At 69.4% G+C, this 17,158-nt stretch carries 13 protein-coding genes; 12 read left to right on the top strand and 1 reads right to left on the bottom strand.

The features are described 5' to 3' along the window. Positions 1-533 precede the first annotated feature (533 nt). The 11 genes from INT51_RS15130 (at position 534) to INT51_RS15080 (ending at position 14,638) form a co-directional block, all read left to right on the top strand. Positions 534-1,142, top strand: a complete 609-nt coding sequence (locus INT51_RS15130) for a 50S ribosomal protein L25/general stress protein Ctc (protein WP_193106169.1) — start codon at positions 534-536, stop codon at positions 1,140-1,142. 191 nt (positions 1,143-1,333) lie between these two features. Beyond that, positions 1,334-1,948 carry an aminoacyl-tRNA hydrolase gene (gene pth / locus INT51_RS15125; protein WP_193106168.1) on the top strand — a complete coding sequence of 205 codons (615 nt, stop codon included), beginning with the start codon at positions 1,334-1,336 and terminating at the stop codon, positions 1,946-1,948. After that, on the top strand, positions 1,945-5,556 hold the full coding sequence (mfd, locus tag INT51_RS15120; RefSeq protein ID WP_193106167.1) for a transcription-repair coupling factor: 3,612 nt from the start codon (positions 1,945-1,947) through the stop codon (positions 5,554-5,556). The genes pth and mfd overlap by 4 nt, the downstream gene beginning before the upstream one ends. Before the next feature lie 77 nt (positions 5,557-5,633). Then, positions 5,634-6,431, top strand: coding sequence for a MazG nucleotide pyrophosphohydrolase domain-containing protein (locus INT51_RS15115; protein ID WP_304502213.1), 798 nt, complete (start codon positions 5,634-5,636; stop codon positions 6,429-6,431). Between the two features lie 66 nt (positions 6,432-6,497). Beyond that, positions 6,498-7,790, top strand: coding sequence for a phosphopyruvate hydratase (gene eno, locus INT51_RS15110; protein WP_193106166.1), 1,293 nt, complete (start codon positions 6,498-6,500; stop codon positions 7,788-7,790). 30 nt (positions 7,791-7,820) lie between these two features. Then, the gene (locus INT51_RS15105) at positions 7,821-8,507 is read left to right on the top strand and encodes a septum formation initiator family protein (RefSeq protein WP_193106165.1); all 687 of its coding nucleotides are present in this window, start codon (positions 7,821-7,823) and stop codon (positions 8,505-8,507) included. After that, positions 8,504-10,024, top strand: a complete 1,521-nt coding sequence (locus INT51_RS22855; RefSeq protein WP_370540816.1) for a DUF501 domain-containing protein — start codon at positions 8,504-8,506, stop codon at positions 10,022-10,024. The genes INT51_RS15105 and INT51_RS22855 overlap by 4 nt, the downstream gene beginning before the upstream one ends. Before the next feature lie 123 nt (positions 10,025-10,147). After that, positions 10,148-11,521, top strand: a complete 1,374-nt coding sequence (locus tag INT51_RS15095) for an NAD(P)/FAD-dependent oxidoreductase (RefSeq protein ID WP_193106164.1) — start codon at positions 10,148-10,150, stop codon at positions 11,519-11,521. A 225-nt stretch (positions 11,522-11,746) separates the two neighbouring features. After that, positions 11,747-12,544 carry a glucosamine-6-phosphate deaminase gene (gene nagB, locus INT51_RS15090; protein WP_193106163.1) on the top strand — a complete coding sequence of 266 codons (798 nt, stop codon included), beginning with the start codon at positions 11,747-11,749 and terminating at the stop codon, positions 12,542-12,544. A gap of 52 nt (positions 12,545-12,596) precedes the next feature. Then, on the top strand, positions 12,597-14,093 hold the full coding sequence (locus tag INT51_RS15085; RefSeq protein WP_193106162.1) for an NCS2 family permease: 1,497 nt from the start codon (positions 12,597-12,599) through the stop codon (positions 14,091-14,093). Further along, positions 14,090-14,638, top strand: a complete 549-nt coding sequence (locus tag INT51_RS15080; RefSeq protein WP_304502212.1) for a MarR family winged helix-turn-helix transcriptional regulator — start codon at positions 14,090-14,092, stop codon at positions 14,636-14,638. The genes INT51_RS15085 and INT51_RS15080 overlap by 4 nt, the downstream gene beginning before the upstream one ends. Positions 14,639-14,749: 111 nt before the next feature. Here the strand turns inward: INT51_RS15080 and serC are convergent, their stop codons facing one another. Then, the gene (gene serC / locus INT51_RS15075; protein ID WP_193106161.1) at positions 14,750-15,907 is read right to left on the bottom strand and encodes a phosphoserine transaminase; all 1,158 of its coding nucleotides are present in this window, start codon (positions 15,905-15,907) and stop codon (positions 14,750-14,752) included. A 131-nt stretch (positions 15,908-16,038) separates the two neighbouring features. Here serC and INT51_RS15070 point away from each other — a divergent pair, with 131 nt between their 5' ends. After that, positions 16,039-16,737 (top strand): demethylmenaquinone methyltransferase, encoded by a 699-nt coding sequence (locus INT51_RS15070; RefSeq protein ID WP_193106160.1) that lies wholly within the window; start codon positions 16,039-16,041, stop codon positions 16,735-16,737. The last annotated feature ends 421 nt before the right edge of the window (positions 16,738-17,158 follow it).

Raw genomic sequence — 17,158 nt, 5'->3', positions numbered from 1 at the left:
TTTGCGAGCGGTAGGAGGTCGGGCGGTCCAGCGAGGGATGAGGTTCAGATCGTGTTGAACGCGGTGATCGTCGGGGCAATGGTCCTCTTGGGAGCCTTTCTGGGCGGAGTGTGGGGCAGGAGAGCCCGACGGGACGCGGAGGAGGAGACCGCTCGCTGGAGAGCCCGACGCGCAGCTGAGCAGGACGCACGCCGGACCTCGAGTGCGGCAGACGAATCGCCCTCGTGACATCGTGCGCTCCACCACGAAAGGACCGTGTCCTCCGGGATGCGGTCCTTTCGCGGTCACACGGTGCGTGCGGACGCCGGCGCCTGCACGACTCGGAGCGACCAGCAGGCTCGGCAGGGCCCGGCGACGGGCGTCACGTCCCCTCCTGATCGAGCGCGTGCGCGTGCTAGTGTCGCCTCGTCACTTCGGCGAGGGAACGGGCTCAGCCCCTCCGTGATCGACGCGGTGCGGATATCAGGAGGATGCCTCCTGTGCCCCGTGGCGTCGCTCACCGTCGAGCAACCGTATCCACGAGGAGCACCACCATGGCTGAGAAGCTGAACGTCGAACTGCGCGAGGACTTCGGCAAGGGCGCTGCCCGCCGCATCCGCGCCGATAGCCGCGTCCCCGCCGTCCTGTACGGCCACGGCGAGGCACCCCTCCACCTCTCGCTGCCCGGTCACGCGACGGCGCTGGCCGCCCGTAACCCCAACGCTCTGCTCGAGCTGTCGCTGGCCGACGGTTCCCAGCACCTGGCGCTGATCAAGGAGATCCAGCGCCACCCGCTGAAGCGTTCCCTGACCCACCTCGACCTGATCACCGTCCGCAAGGGCGAGAAGGTCGAGGTCGACATCCCCGTCGTCCTCACCGGCGCGCCCGTCGCCCCGGCCGACGCCTTCGTCGACCTGCAGGTGCTCGTCCTCTCCGTCGATGCGCTCCACGTCCCAGAGCACATCGAGATCGACGTCGAGGGCACCGAGGAGGGCTACCAGCTCTTCGCCGGTGACGTCACGCTGCCGAAGAACACCGAGCTGGTCACGGACGCCGAGATCCTCGTCGTCAGCGTCGCGCTTCCCCGCGTCCAGGAGACCGAGGACGAGGAGTCCGAGGGCGCCGCCGCGGAGAGCACCGAGGAATCCTCCGAGCAGGAGTGACCCCTGCGAGCGGCTGTGCGGCGCCCTGAGGTGCCATCGTCCGCTCCTTTCCTCACACCCATGGCCCCGGGGCGTCGCGCACTGCGCGGCGCCCCGGTACGGTGTTCGAGGCCGTCCGCGCGTCGGCCGGGACCAGGCCGGGCCGGACACCAGATCCGGGGCGGCGTCGACGCTGCAGCGAGGAGCAGTCCATGACCGTGAGCGCACGACGTCCCGGCCCATACCTGGTCGTGGGGCTCGGCAACCCCGGCGCGAAGTACGCCGCGACCCGACACAACATCGGCCAGATGGTGCTGGACCACATCGCCGGCGCCTCCGGTGGACGTTTCGCCGCCGCCCGCCGTGCCCAGGCCGTCGTGATCGAGGGTCGCCTCGGCACGCCCGGCTCCGATGAGCGCGTGATCCTCGCCAAGACCACCACGTACATGAACGTCTCCGGTGGCCCGGTGAAGGCACTGGCCGCCTACTACGACATTCCGCCGGAGAGGGTCGTCGTGGTGCACGACGAGGTCGACATCCCCTTCGATGGGATCCGGTTGAAGATCGGCGGCGGCGAAGGCGGCCACAACGGCCTGCGTGACATCACCAGGGCCCTGGGCACCAAGGACTACCTGCGGGTGCGGGTCGGCGTCGGCCGCCCGTCCGGCAGGGGCGACACCGCCGACCACGTGCTGGCCCCCTTCGCCGCCTCCGAGCGCAAGACCCTCGATCTGCTGATCGCCGACGCCGCCGACGCTGTGGAGTCCGTGATCCTCGAGGGGCTCACCACCGCCCAGCAGCGCTTCCACTCCCGAGAGACACGATGACCACGAACCACCCCAGCGCCACACCCACGCGCGCCCCCCTGCACCCGTTGCTCGACCAGCTGGCCGCGGGTCGTGACCTCACCGCCGTGCGTGCCCTCGTCGAGGACGGTTCGAGCACGGGGGACGGGGGCAGCATCGTCGCCGCGACCGGCCTGTTCCCCTTCGTCGTCGCCGATCTCGCACGGCAGGCCACCGCCGAGCACCCGCTCGTCGTGGTCACCCCCACCACCCGCGCCCTCGAGGACCTGCGTTCCGCGCTGTCCTCGCTCATCGGCACCGAGCACGTCGCCGAGCTGCCCGCCTGGGAGACCCTCCCGCACGAGCGGCTGTCCCCGCGCGCCGACACCGTCGCCAAGCGACTGGCGACCCTGCGTCGCCTCGCGCATCCCGAGTCCGAGGACCCGGTGCACGTGCTGCTGATGCCCGTGCGCTCACTGCTGCAGCCGATCGCGAAGGGTCTGGGCGATCTGCGCCCGGTGCGCGCTGCGGTCGGGGACACCTACCCGCTCGACGACATCGTCCGCGACCTCGTCGACGCTGCCTACGTGCGCGTCGACATGGTCGAGAAGCGCGGGGAGTTCGCCGTGCGCGGCGGCATCCTCGATGTCTTCCCGCCCACCGAGCCGCATCCGGTGCGCGTGGACCTCTTCGGCGACGAGATCGACGACGTCCGGTACTTCTCGGTCGCCGACCAGCGATCGCTGGACCCGGCAACGCGCGGACTCGAGGCCCCGCCCTGCCGCGAGATCCTCCTGACCCCGGAGGTGCGCGAGCGCGCCCGCGCCCGGGCGGAAGATCTGCCCGGCGTGCGTGACCTGCTGCTGCGCATCGCCGACGGCATCGCCGCCGATGGCATGGAGTCCCTCAGCCCGGTCCTCGTCGACGGGATGGAGCAGGTCGCCGAAGCCCTCCCCGCGCAGGCGCGGTTCCTGATCCTGGACCCGGAGAAGACCCGTGCGCGCGCCGATGAGCTGGTCGCCACGACGGACGAGTTCCTGGCCGCAGCCTGGTCCAGCGCCGCCGCCGGTGGTGGCCTCCCGATCGACGTGGGCGCCGCCAGCTTCGTCCCGCTCTCGGAGGCCAAGGCTCATGCCCGCGACGGGGGCCGCCCCTGGTTCACCCTGGCCGCTTTCGGCCTGGACGCCGACCTCACCACCACCTCGCACACCCACCCCGGCTACTCGGGCAAGCCAGGGGATGCGGCCAAGGACCTCGAGAAGCGGCGCCAGGACGGCTGGAGCATCGTGGCCACGATGGTCGGCAGCGGCGGAGCGCGGCACGTCACCGAGAACCTCCGCGCCGAGGGGATGCCGGCGGTCTTCGCCACGGACCTCGAGGGCCCGGTCGATCCGGGCGAGGCCGTGGTCACCGTCGGCCCGTTCCCCGATGGGCTCATCGCGGATGACCTGAAGCTGATCCTCGCCTCCGAGCGGGATCTCACCGGCAAATCCGGTGCGCGGCGCGGCGAGGAGCGCAAGATGTCCTCTCGGCGGCGCAACGTCGTCGATCCCCTCCAGCTGCGCCCGGGCGACCACGTCGTCCACGCCCACCACGGTGTCGGCCGCTTCGTCGAGATGACCAGCCGCACCGTCGGTACCGGGGCCAAGCGCACCACCCGCGAGTACCTGGTCATCGAGTACGCGGCCTCCAAGAAGGGTCAGCCCGGGGATCGTCTGTACGTCCCCAGCGATCAGCTCGACCAGGTCACCAAGTACGTCGGCGGCGAGGACCCCAGCGTCAACCGCATGGGCGGCTCCGACTGGGCCAAGACCAAGTCCCGTGCCCGCAAGGCGATCCGCGAGATCGCCGACGAGCTGGTGCGCCTGTACTCGGCCCGCCAGTCAGCTCCCGGGCACTCCTTCGGCCCCGACACTCCGTGGCAGCGCGAGCTCGAGGACGCCTTCGAGTTCGTCGAGACCCCGGACCAGCTCGTCACCATCGACGACGTCAAGTCCGACATGGAGAAGACCGTCCCCATGGATCGCCTGATCCTCGGCGACGTCGGCTACGGCAAGACCGAGATCGCGGTGCGCGCTGCCTTCAAGGCCGTGCAGGACGGCAAGCAGGTCGCCATCCTCGCCCCGACCACGCTGCTGGCCCAGCAGCACCTGGACACCTTCACCGAGCGCTACACCGGCTTCCCGATCACCGTGCGCGGCCTCTCGCGCTTCCAGAGCCCCGCGGATTCGCAGCAGACCATCGAGGGGATCGCCGACGGCAGCGTCGACATCGTCATCGGCACCCATCGTCTGCTGACGGGGCAGGTGCGGTTCAAGGACCTGGGCCTGCTGATCGTCGACGAGGAGCAGCGCTTCGGCGTCGAGCACAAGGAGACGCTCAAGGCGCTGCGCACCGACGTGGACGTCCTGGCGATGTCCGCCACCCCGATCCCGCGCACGCTGGAGATGGCCGTCACCGGTATTCGGGAGATGTCGATCCTGGCCACCCCGCCCGAAGAACGCCACCCCGTGCTCACCTATGTCGGCGCGCAGGAGGACAAGCAGGTCACCGCCGCCATTCGTCGGGAGCTGCTGCGCGAGGGGCAGGTGTTCTACATCCACAACCGGGTCGAGGACATCGACCGCGTCGCCGCGCACCTGCGTGAGCTGGTGCCCGACGCTCGCGTCCAGGTCGCGCACGGCAAGATGAACGAGGCCCAGCTCGAGCGGGTCATCGTCGACTTCTGGGAACGCGACTTCGACGTGCTGGTGTGCACCACCATCGTCGAGACCGGGCTGGACATCGCCAACGCCAACACCCTGATCGTCGAGAACGCCGACAAGTTCGGCCTGTCCCAGCTGCACCAGCTGCGCGGGCGCGTCGGACGCTCGAGCGAGCGCGCCTACGCGTACTTCCTCTACAACGCGACCAAGCCGCTCACGGAGCTCGCGCACGACCGGCTCACCACGCTGGCCACCAACACCGACCTGGGCGCCGGGATGAAGGTCGCGATGAAGGACCTCGAGATCCGCGGCGCCGGCAACCTGCTGGGCGGCGAGCAGTCCGGCCACATCGCCGGGGTCGGTTTCGACCTGTACGTGCGCATGGTGGGGGAGGCGGTCGCCGCCTTCCGGGGCGAGAGCTCCGCTCCCGAGAAGGAGATCCGGGTCGAGCTGCCCCTGGACGCGCACGTCCCCCATGACTACATCGGGTCCGAGCGGCTGCGGCTGGAGGCCTACGCGAAGCTCTCCGCCGTGCGGGAGATCTCCGAGATCGAGCAGATCCGCGCAGAGCTCATGGACCGCTACGGCGCCCCACCCGAACCGGTCGAGGTGCTGTTGGACGTGGCACGGTTCCGCATCGACGCCCGCGCTGTCGGCGTCGACGAGGTCCAGGCCCAGGGGAAGATGATCCGTTTCGCCCACCTCGAGGTCCCGGACTCCGCGGCGATGCGTATGAAGCGCCTCTACCCGGGCACGATGCTGAAGCCGGCCATTCGGCAGGTGCTGGTGCCACGGCCCACCACCTCGCATTTCGGGGGCACCGAGCTGCGCGATCACGAGCTGTTGGCGTGGGCGCGCGAGGTGCTGCGCACGCTCGTCCCCGCAGCCGCCGACGCGATGGCGCAGGCCCCGCAAGGAGCGGGATCCTCGGCGGCGAGGAGCTGACGAGAGCCTCGGGAAGGAGCAGCCATCGGTCTCGGTGCGGGCCCCAGGGACGGGCTCGGCGCAGTAGCCTCGCTCCCGTGACCGATGCTCAGCAGCCCCCCGACGCCACCGAGCCCTCGCCTGACCGGCGCCCCGGGCGCGAACTGCTCAGAGCGGTGGAGGTGATGGAAGCCCTGCGCGCGGCCGACGGGGACGCTTGGACGCACCAGCAGACCCACGCCTCCCTCGCGCGCTACCTGCTCGAGGAGAGTCACGAGGTGCTCGAGGTGATCGACGACCCGTCGGCCCACGGACCCGGGGCGTTGGCCGACGAGCTCGGTGACCTTCTCTTCCAGATCCTCTTCCATGCCCGTATGGGGCAGGAGGAGGTTCCCGCCTGGGACGTCGACGACGTGGCCCGAGCCTTCGTCGCCAAGATGGAGCGGCGCAACCCCCATGTCTTCGGTCGTAGCCGCGACCAGGCGCTCGCGGACCCCGGCGATGTCGAGGAGATCATCGCCCAGTGGCATGCGGTCAAGGCGAGCGAGCGCACGGCGGCCGGAGTCGGCCACCGGGGTTGGTTCGACGGTATCCCCGCGCAGCTGCCTGCCCTGCAGACCGCCGCCAAGGTGGTTCACCGGGCACGGTCCGACGGCAGGCTCGAGGAGCTGCTGGCCGCCGCTGATGAGGCCGCCGGGTCCGCGGACGCCGAGCACTGGGGCGGCGACATCGGCCGCGCCCTGCTGGATCTCGTCATCGCGGCCGAGGCCCGTGACGACGACCCCGAGACAGCCCTGCGCGCCCTGCTCGCGCGGATGCGCACGAGCGTCACCGAGACCGCCCCGGAGAGCCCGGCTGGTGACACCCTGTCGGGCGAGAGCGGCCCGAGCGCCTAGACTGGCTGGTGGACGGTCAGCGCCGACCGGCCGTGACCGCTCTTCTCCTGAAGGAAGGAACAGCCCATGGCAGCTCTGATCGATGCCGTTCACGCCCGCGAGATCCTCGATTCGCGAGGCAACCCCACCGTCGAGGTGGAGATCCTCCTGACCGATGGCATCGTGGCACGCGCCGCGGTGCCCTCCGGCGCTTCGACCGGAGCCTTCGAGGCCGTCGAGCGTCGCGACGGGGACACGTCCCGTTACCTCGGCAAGGGTGTTGAGGAGGCCGTTTCCGCGGTCATCACCGACATCCAGCCGAAGATCCTGGGCATGGATGTCCAGGAGCAGCGCGCGATCGACCAGGTCATGCTCGAGGCCGATGGCACCGAGAACAAGGGGGCCCTGGGCGCCAATGCGATCCTCGGCGTCTCCCTGGCCGTGGCCCGCGCCGCCGCCGACTCCGCCGGTGTGCCGCTGTACCAGTACGTCGGCGGCCCGAACGCGCACATCCTGCCCGTTCCGATGATGAACATCCTCAACGGTGGTTCCCACGCGGACTCCAACGTCGACATCCAGGAGTTCATGATCGCCCCGATCGGTACGGACTCCTTCGCCGAGGCGATGCGGGTCGGCGCGGAGGTCTACCACGCGCTGAAGTCCGTGCTCAAGGAGCGCGGACTGGCCACCGGACTCGGTGACGAGGGCGGCTTCGCCCCGAACCTCGACTCCAACCGTGCGGCCCTCGACCTCATCGTCGAAGCCATCGGCCGGGCAGGCTTCGAGGCCGGTAAGGACGTGGCCCTGGCGCTGGACGTCGCGGCCTCCGAGTTCTTCGAGGACGGTTCCTACACCTTCGAGGGCGAGAAGAAGACCTCCGCCCAGATGATCGACTACTACGCCGAGCTCGTCGACGCGTACCCCCTGGTCTCCATCGAGGACCCGCTGGACGAGGACGACTGGGAGGGCTGGAAGGCCATGACCGAGCGTGTCGGCGCCAAGACCCAGCTCGTCGGCGACGACCTGTTCGTCACCAACCCGGAGCGCCTTGGCCGCGGGATCACCGAGGGCTCCGCCAACGCGCTGCTGGTGAAGGTCAACCAGATCGGTTCTCTCTCCGAGACCCTCGACGCCGTGGACCTCGCGCATCGTGCGGGCTTCAAGGCCATGATGTCCCACCGCTCCGGTGAGACCGAGGACACCACCATCGCCGACCTCGCCGTGGCCACCAACTGCGGCCAGATCAAGTCGGGCGCCCCCGCCCGTGGCGAGCGCGTGGCGAAGTACAACCAGTTGCTGCGCATCGAGGAGGAGCTGGGCGACGCCGCGCGCTACGCCGGCGCTTCAGCATTTCCCCGGTTCACGCGTTTCACCGCCTGAGATCTCAGCCTGAGGTTGTAACCTCGGAGCATGAGCAGCAGACGACCGGGCGCCCCGCGATCAGCGAGGCGCCCGGTCTCTGCGTCGGGGGCCCGCCGTCCCGCCGCGAGGCCGTCCGCACGCCCTGCCGCCGCGACATCCCGCACCACCGCGAAGGGGAGTTCCGCCTCGCGCAACCGCGGCCCGGCCGCCGCGTCCCGCCCTCGCAGCACGACTCCGCGCGGCCCGGAGGGGGACGGCCCCGGTGTCACCATCACCCGGCGCACGCTTGCACTCGTCGCCCTGGTGGTGATCGCCCTGGCAGCCCTGGTCCCGACCGTGAATTCGTACGTCGCCCAGCGCCAGCAGCTCTCGGAGCTGCACGCCACGGTGAACCAGCAGGAGAGCGACGTGGAGTCCCTGCGCAAGCAGGTCTCCCGCTGGGAGGACCCGGCCTTCGTGGCCGCCCGCGCAAGGGAGCGGCTGCTCTTCGCGATGCCGGGGGAGACCCAGTACCGCCTCACCGATACCTCCGGGCAGGACGTCCCGCTCACGGAGGCCGAGCAGGCCGCCGAGCAGGCACAGGAAGGCGAATGGTTCTCGACGCTCTGGAAGAGTGTCGAAGGAGCCAGCCGCCTGACCCCCGATGACATCCCCGACGAGACGGGCTCCACCGAGGAGGACGTCTCCGACGAGGACCCCGCCGACGAACCCACCGATCAGGATCCCGACCAGTGACTGCACTTGCGCCCCTTCCCTTCGAGTCCCCGGCGACCGAGCACGATCTCGAGGTGATGCGGGAGCAGCTCGGCCGGGACATGCGCGGCGTGGTCTCCATCGCGCGCCGCTGCGGATGCGGTCGCCCTGCCGTGGTCCGCACCGCCCCTCGCCTGGAGGACGGCACGCCGTTCCCCACCTCGCTCTACCTCACCCTTCCGTGGCTGACCCTGGAGATCTCCCGCCTCGAGTCCGGCGGCCTGATGGCGGAGCTGACCGAACGGCTCGCCACGGACGACGAGCTCGCCACCGGCTACCAGCGTGCCCATGAGCGCTATCTGGCCCGCCGCGAGGAGGTCGGTGAGGCGGAGGAGGTCGACCACGTCAGCGCCGGGGGCATGCCCACGCGCGTGAAGTGCCTCCACGCCCTTGCCGGTCAGGCACTCGCCGAGGGCCCGGGCATCAACCCCGTGGCCGACGAGGTCCTCGCGACCATCGACGGCGTCCTTCCGCAGCTGGTGTGCCGTTGCGGAACAGCGGAGCTCGCGGAGCCTGTGAAACCGACCGGAGCGGAAGGCGCGCCCGGGAGTGCCCCCGTTGCCGCCATCGACTGCGGGACCAATTCCATCCGGCTGCTGATCGCCCGTCGTGAGGAGGGCACGGGCGTGCTCATCGACCTGGAACGTCACCTCGAGATGGTCCGCCTCGGCCTCGACGTGGACCGCACCGGACGCTTCGATCCGGTGGCGATCGAGCGCACACTGGATGCCGCGCGCAGGTACCAGCAGCTGATCGAGCATCATGGGGTCGCCCCGAGCGATGTGCGCTTCGTCGCCACCTCCGCGACCCGCGATGCCTCCAATCGCGACGATTTCATCGAGGGCATCCGCGAGATCCTCGGCGTGACGCCGGAGGTGATCACGGGCGACGAGGAGGCGGCGCTCTCGTTCCGGGGCGCCGTCAGCACTGTCGGTGACCTGCCCGAGGGCCCGCGCCTGGTGGTCGACATCGGCGGCGGCTCGACGGAACTGGTGCTCGGCACCGAGACTCCCTCGCATCGGATCAGCATGAATATCGGGTCGGTGCGTCTGACCGAACGACACCTGGCCACGGACCCGCCGACGGCCGCCGAGGTGGCCGCGGCCACCGCGGACGTCGATGCGCTCCTGGACCAGGCTGCGGCGGTGGTGCCCCTCGAGCAGGCTTCCGCCCTCGTCGGGGTCGCCGGAACTGTGACCACCGTCACGGGAGTGGCTCTGGGGTTGGAGGAGTATCGGCCCGACGTCACCCATGGGGCGCGTCTGCGGATCGAGGAGGTCGAGCGGCTCTGTCGCGACCTCCTCTCCCAGACCCGGGAGCAGCGCGCCTCGCACCGACTGATCCACCCGGGGCGCATCGATGTGATCGGGGCCGGGGCTCTGATCTGGTCACGGATCATGCAACGGGTCGCAGCGGCCTCCGGCATCACCGACACCCGCACCAGCGAGCACGACATCCTCGACGGGATCGCCCTGGACCTGCTGGACCGCGTGGCCTGAGCCGGAAGCGCGCTCCGACCCACCCGCAGTGCGTGCGGAGGGCCGGGGCATCGAGATCGCCGTGCTCGTCCACGGAGCGCATCGTTTTTGTCTGAACGGCCTCACGGTTCTAGGCTGTGGCCTATGAACACCACTTTCGGCGGTAAGCCCCATGTCCTGATCCTCGGCGGCGGTTCCGTCGGCCTGACGACTGCGTCCGACCTGCGCAAGACCCTCGGCTCCGAGGTCGCGATCACGGTCGTCGACCCTCGGCCCTACATGACCTACGCCCCCTTCCTCCCCGAGGTCGGCGCCGGCAGCATCGACCCCCGCAATGTCCTCGCGCCGCTGCGCAAGGTCCTCGCGGGCGCCAAGGTCGTCACCGGTTCCGTCTCCCAGATCCGCAGCGCGGACAACACTGTCGTGGTGACCACCGAGGAAGATGTCCAGCTCGAGATCGCCTACGACTACCTGGTCGTCGGTCTCGGTGCTGTTCCGCGCCTGCTGCCCATCCCGGGCCTCGCAGAGAACGCCATCGGATTCAAGCAGGTCGAGGAGGCAGTGGCCGTGCGCGACCGCATCCTCGCCAACCTCGCCGAGGCCGCCTCCACCAAGGATCCGAAGATCCGCAAGCGCCTGCTCACCTTCACCTTCATCGGTGGCGGCTTCGCCGGCGGCGAGGCGATCGCCGAGACCGAGGACATGGTTCGCGACGCCCTGCGCTACTACCCGGATCTGCACGCCTCGGATATCCGCTTCGTGCTCATCGACGCGGCGCCGTTCGTGTTCCCCGAGCTCACCGAGGACCAGCGCGCCTACGTGCTCAATCAGCTGCGCGAGCGCGGCATCGAGGTCAAGCTGGAGACGTTCCTCAACTCCGCCGAGGACGGTCTCATCAAGACCAGCGATGGCGACGAGTTCGAGACCGGCCTGCTGGTGTGGAACGCCGGGGTGAAGCCCAACCCGGTGCTCGGCGACTCCGATGCCTCCGACCTGCCGGTCATCTCCGAGCGCGGCCCGATGATGGGCAAGCTCGAGGCACTGGCCGATCTGCGAGTCAACGGTCCTGACGGTTCGCTGGACAATGTGTTCGCCGGTGGCGACTGCGCCGCCGTGCCGGATCTGGCTTCGGGCGAGGGCAAGTTCTGCCCGCCGAACGCTCAGCACGCCACCCGTCAGGGCAAGCGAGTCGCCGACAACATCGCACGCTCCGTGCAGGGCCGGCCGCTGGTGGACTACTACCACAAGAACCTCGGCGTCATGGCGACCCTGGGCATGTACAAGGGCGTCGGCCGCATCAACCTGGCCGACAAGGAGCTCGACATCCGGGGCCTGCCCGCGTGGGCCATGGCCCGCGCCTACCACGTGTACGCGATGCCGACGCTCGGTCGCAAGGCCGCCGTGGTCGCCGGCTGGGCGACCACGCTGGTCTCCCGTCGCGACATCATCGGCATTCCGCAGTCCTCGACGCCGCGCGCGGCCTTCGAGTACGCGGCGAATTCCGGCAAGAAGAAGTGATCGGACCGGGAGTCGCCCCCTGAGCGGCGGCCTCCCGATCACCGTTGAGGCACCGTCACGCACTGCGTGGCGGTGCCTCAGCGCATGTGAGAGAACACGTACCGGGTGCGAGCGATGCGCGCACCCTCCGCGTGACCGAGTATGCTCGTTTCAGCCAATGAACGAGCATGTACGGCCATCGTTCTCGTTGCCGACGCAGCGGGCGGGCCGGGAGGGAAGGACCTCATGGAGATCCACATCGTCACGGACGCGGCCGCAGGTGCGAACGCCGTCGCCGACGTCTTCGAGCGGACGGTGCGATCTGCCGGTGCCTCTGGCGCGATCCTCGGGCTGGCCACGGGGTCCTCTCCGGTCCCCGCCTACGCCGAGCTGATCCGACGCCACCGCGAGGAGGGGCTCTCCTTCGCCGGATCCCGCGCCTTCCTGCTCGATGAGTACGTGGGCCTGCCCCTCGGGCATGAGCAGAGCTACCATCGCTTCATCCGGGAGAACTTCACCAGCTCCGTCGACATCGACGATGCGGCGGTGCTCTCGCCGGACGGCGCCGCCGATGACCCGGCCGCCGAAGCCGCCGCCTACGACCGTCGGATCACCGAGGCCGGGGGCATCGACCTGCAGATCCTCGGGATCGGCTCGAACGGCCACATCGCGTTCAACGAGCCTGGCAGCTCCCTCGCATCCCGGACACGCGTGATCGGCCTGACCCGTCGGACCATCGCCGACAACGCGCGCTTCTTCGACCGCGCCGAGGACGTCCCTGTCCGCGCACTGAGTCAGGGGCTCGGGACGATCCGCGAAGCACGGTCGATCGTGCTGACCGCCTCGGGGGAGGGCAAGGCCGAGGCCGTCGCCCAGCTCGTCGAGGGAGCGATCAGCGCCCGCTGGCCCGCGACCAGCCTCCAGCTGCACCCGGATGTCACCGTCGTGATCGACGAAGCTGCCGCCACCCGTCTCGAGCTCGCCGACTACTACCGGTACGCGCGCTTCCTCGAGACCGAGAACCCGGTCGTACCTCACAGCTGATGCCGGGGGCCCGGCGCGACCGGGCGGTGCACCGCCGGATACGATCGCTTTCATGCAGAAGGCCGACCCCTCCTCGTCCCCCTCCCTGACGGCCCCGACGCCGCGCCACGGATTCGATCGGTTCTTCCGGATCACCGAGCGCGGGTCGACCGTGCCTCGTGAGATCCGCGGAGGCTTGGTCACGTTCTTCTCGATGTGCTACATCGTCGTGCTGAATCCGCTGATCATCGGCACTGTTCCCGACTCGACCGGCCAGTTCCTGGGCGGAGGGTCCGAGCCTAATCTGCCGGCGGTCGCCGCGGGCACCGCCCTGATCGCAGGCCTGCTGAGCATCTTCATGGGCGCGTGGGCCAAATTTCCCTTGGCGCTGGCGACCGGTCTGGGCCTCAATGCGTACGTCGCGTACTCCGTGGTGCCGCTGCCAGGGATGACATGGGGCGGGGCGATGGGCCTGGTCGTCCTCGAGGGCGTCGTCATCCTGATCCTCGTGCTCACCGGCTTCCGTCGGGCGGTGTTCAACGCCGTGCCGCCGTTCCTCAAGACTGCGATCGCCGTGGGCATCGGTCTGTTCATCGCCTTCCTGGGGCTGTTCAATGCCAAGTTCGTGACCACCGCGGCCGGGACCCCGGTGCAGTTGGGCAATGACGGCTCGCTCACCGGGTGGCCGACCTTCGTGTTCGTGGCCGGTCTGCTGCTCATGTTCGTCCTCTGGGTGCGCAAGGTCCCCGGCTCGATCCTCATCGCGATCGTCTCCGCCACCGTGCTCTCGATCATCATCGAGCAGGTGATGAGGCTCGGTGCCTTCGCCCCGGCCGATGGGTCCGGAGCCGGGAATCCCGGAGGGTGGGCGATGAACGTCCCCGCTCTGACCGAGTTCCCGATCCAGGTCCCCGATTTCGCGACCCTGTTCACGGTCGACCCGATCGGGGGCATCACGGCCGCCGGAGGAATCGGTGCGATCGTCATCGTGTTCTCCCTGCTGCTGGCCGATTTCTTCGACACCATGGGCACGATGGTCGCTGTCGGCAGCGGCGCCGACCTTGTGGACGAGACCGGTGACATCGAGAACTCCCAGCGCATCCTCGTCGTGGATTCGATCGGCGCTATCGCCGGCGGGCTCGGGGGCGTGTCCTCGAACACGAGCTTCGTCGAATCCACCTCGGGCGTCGCGGAGGGAGCTCGCACGGGCCTCGCCTCCGTCGTGGTCGGCATCGCCTTCCTGCTGACGACGTTCCTGTCACCGCTGGTGGGCCTGGTGCCGTACGAGGCCGCGACGCCGGCGCTGGTGATGGTCGGCTTCCTCATGATGACCCAGGTCAGCGAGATTGACTTCTCGGACGTGGAGATCGCGCTGCCGGCGTTCCTCACGATCATCCTCATGCCGTTCGCCTACTCGATCACGGTCGGAATGGGCGCCGGGTTCCTCATGTACGTCCTCATCCGGGTGGTGCGCGGGAAGGCGCGCGAGGTGCACTGGCTGATGTATGTCATCGCCGCACTGTTCGTCGCCTACTTCCTCCGCGGGGCGATCGAGGGTCTGCTGCTGTGACGGAACAGGAGCGGCAGGACGCGCGGGACGAGACTCCCGATCTCGTTCCGGGGCTCCCGTCGGATCCGGGATCCGCGGCCCTGTCGGCCGACGAGCACGTCGGTCACGAAGGGCAGGTCGAGGTCGCCGAGCTGGCGGCCGAGCTGCGCCGGGTCCTGCTCGTCTCCTCGCGCATCCTGCGCTCCCACACCGCGTCCGACGATGTCTCCGCCTCCCAGTACTCGGTGCTGGCCTATCTGCAGCGCTCGGGGGCCTCGACTCCGGGGACGATCGCGGACTTCGAGCATGTCAGCCCGCCGGTGATGACTCGGATGCTCGGTCGCCTCGAGAGGGAGGGCCTGGTGCACCGCGCCGCCCATCCCGCCGACGGCAGACAGGTGCGCGTGACGCTCACCGAGGCGGGGGAGCGGGTGGTCCTGAAGGGACGCGCCGAGCGCGACGCCTGGCTGCGTACCCGGATCGAGGCCGCCGGACCACAGGAGCAGCAGACGCTGCGTGACGCGACGGCGCTCCTGCGTCGGACACTCATCTCGCGTCCTGATTGACCCGGGTCCGGAATCCGGGTGCCGGAGCCGGATCACCGCAGAGCACGGGCCGGGTCACCTCGAGGTGGCCCGGCCCGTGCCGTGCTGAGCGATGATGCGCGGCGAACGTGGTCAGGCGCTGTGGTCCAGAACGTGATCCAGAACCTTCAGGAGCGCGTCGACGTCGTCCTCGCCGACCGCCGGGAAGGTCGCGATGCGCAGCTGGTTCCTGCCGAGCTTCCGGTACGGCTCGATGTCGACGACGCCGTGGGCCCGCAGCGCGGCGGTGATCGCGGTGGCATCGACCGCGTCGTCGACATCCAGCGTGGTGACCACCTGGGACCGGGCTGCCGGTTCGCTCACGAACGGCGTGATCTCGGGGCGGCGGGCGGCCCAGTCCTGGAGCATCCCACTGGTGGCCCGCGTGCGGGCGTCAGCCCAGACGAGCCCGCCCTGGGCAAGGATCCAGTCGATCTGCTCAGCCAGCAGCACGAGCGTGGCGACTGCAGGGGTGTTCAGGGTCTGGTCCTTGCGCGAATTCTCGATCGCACTGGTCAGGGAGAGGAAGGACGGGATCCAACGACTCTGGTCGGTCGCGAGGCGTTCGGCGCGCTCGATCGCGGCAGGGGACAGGACACCGAGCCACAGCCCGCCGTCGGAGGCGAAAGCCTTCTGGGGGGCGAAGTAGTACGCGTCGGTCTCGGAGACATCCACCATCACCCCGCCCGCAGCCGACGTCGCGTCGACGAGCACCAGTTGGTCCGCGCGCGCACCGGAGGGCCGACGCACGGGGGCCATCACGCCGGTCGAGGTCTCGTTGTGCGGCCAGGCGTAGACGTCGACGTCGTCGCGGGCTGCCGGCTCCGGGAGGGAGCCGGGTGCGGAGCGGATGATCTCCGGATCGCCGAGATGCGGAGCATCAGCGATCTCGGTCGCGAACTTCTGGGAGAACTCTCCGAGCACCAGATGCTGGGAGCGGCGCTCGACCAAGCCGAAGGCGGCGACATCCCAGAAGGCGGTGGAGCCGCCATTGCCCAGGACCACCTCATAGCCCTCGGGAAGCGAGAACAGCTCGCTCAGGCCGGACCTGATGCGACCGACGAGCTGCTTGACAGGTGCCTGGCGGTGAGAGGTGCCCAGCACGGTGCGGGCGACCGAGGCGAGTGCCTGGAGCTGCTCATCACGGATGCGGGAGGGGCCGGACCCGAACCGACCGTCTGCAGGAAGCAGTTCCTGGGGGATCGACATACCGCGAATCGTGTCGGCTCGAACGGTGCGGGCATCGGACATCGGCTGCTCCTCATGATGCGTGGGCCGGCGCCGACGGCGGTTCCGACGGCAGGCGTCCCCATCCTGCCAGGCGAACTCGGCGCGCCCGTGAGCGGTCCGTGCTCGGGCCTCGTGCATGGGAAGATCGGGACATGAGCCGAGCCGATCTCGAGAAGCAGCCGTATGACGTCGCGGGGATGTTCGACAGCATCGCCAAGCGCTATGACCTCATGAACGATGTCGCCGCACTGGGCCAGGTGAGGATGTGGCGCGAAGCGATGGTCGAGGCGCTCGATGTTCGCGACGGCGGCACGGTGCTCGACCTCGCCGCCGGTACCGGGACGTCCTCCGCCGCGATCGCGCGCACCGGCGCCCGGGTGGTCGCGGCCGACTTCTCCTTGGGGATGATGACGGAAGGCCGGCGGCGCGGAGCCCCCGTCCCGTTCGTCGGCGCCGATGCGCAGCACCTCCCCTTCGCCGATGACTCCTTCGACGCTGCGGTCATCTCCTTCGGGCTGCGCAACGTGCAGCACCCGAGACAGGCGCTGGACGAGATGGCCCGAGTGGTGAAGCCCGGGGGACGCGTGGTGGTCTGCGAGTTCTCGACCCCGAGCTCCCCTGTGTTCCGGACCGTGTACCAGCGGTACCTGCTGCGGGCGCTGCCGGCCGTGGCCCGTCGGGTCGCCACGAGCGCCGAAGCCTATGACTACCTGGCCGAGTCGATCCTGGAGTGGCCGGATCAGGAGGCTCTGCGGGGCTGGTTCCTCGAGGCAGGCCTGGACCGCGCCCAGTTCCGCAACCTCACGGGAGGGATCGTGGCGCTGCATCGCGGGGTCGTGCCTCACATCTGAGACGCCCTCCTGGGAGCGATGGGAACCCGGTGCCGTCGAACGGCAGTCCACGGATCCCCTCCGCATGCCTGTGACCTGCATATTCGTAGGCCATGTGGGAATGTGGCGCGGGACACGACGCGAAAGGCCGTTCTGGCTTGACGCACCTCCCCGGTCTGCGTAATGTTCTTCCTTGTGCCCAGCACGACGGGAACGAGGAGCGGCCGAGAGGTTGTTCCGAGATTTCGCCGCTGAGCAGGCACGATAGGCCTTCCCCGAGGCCGGCGAGGTGTGGATCACACAGCACCGAGTTGACATGGGAGGCCGGAAGCCCTAAGTTATAAGGGTTGCCTCGGAGCGGAAGAGCCGGAAGGTTTGGACGGCCGAGTGCGCGTGTTGCTTGATATCTCAATAGCGTGTCTGTTTGTTGATGCCATTATTT

The sequence above is a fragment of the Brachybacterium sp. FME24 genome, assembly GCF_014897705.1.
GTDB lineage: Bacteria > Actinomycetota > Actinomycetes > Actinomycetales > Dermabacteraceae > Brachybacterium.
Note: the sequence above shows the minus strand (reverse complement) of the source record. Positions and strands in the feature narration are given on the sequence as shown.

Bases quoted from the DNA above. Each gene is read 5' to 3' on its own strand.
- INT51_RS15130 (WP_193106169.1), top strand. From the start codon at position 534: ATGGCTGAGAAGCTGAACGTCGAACTGCGCGAGGACTTCGGCAAGGGC.
- pth (WP_193106168.1), top strand. From the start codon at position 1,334: ATGACCGTGAGCGCACGACGTCCCGGCCCATACCTGGTCGTGGGGCTC.
- mfd (WP_193106167.1), top strand. From the start codon at position 1,945: ATGACCACGAACCACCCCAGCGCCACACCCACGCGCGCCCCCCTGCAC.
- eno (WP_193106166.1), top strand. From the start codon at position 6,498: ATGGCAGCTCTGATCGATGCCGTTCACGCCCGCGAGATCCTCGATTCG.
- INT51_RS15105 (WP_193106165.1), top strand. From the start codon at position 7,821: ATGAGCAGCAGACGACCGGGCGCCCCGCGATCAGCGAGGCGCCCGGTC.
- INT51_RS15095 (WP_193106164.1), top strand. From the start codon at position 10,148: ATGAACACCACTTTCGGCGGTAAGCCCCATGTCCTGATCCTCGGCGGC.
- nagB (WP_193106163.1), top strand. From the start codon at position 11,747: ATGGAGATCCACATCGTCACGGACGCGGCCGCAGGTGCGAACGCCGTC.
- INT51_RS15085 (WP_193106162.1), top strand. From the start codon at position 12,597: ATGCAGAAGGCCGACCCCTCCTCGTCCCCCTCCCTGACGGCCCCGACG.
- serC (WP_193106161.1), bottom strand. From the start codon at position 15,907: ATGTCCGATGCCCGCACCGTTCGAGCCGACACGATTCGCGGTATGTCG.
- INT51_RS15070 (WP_193106160.1), top strand. From the start codon at position 16,039: ATGAGCCGAGCCGATCTCGAGAAGCAGCCGTATGACGTCGCGGGGATG.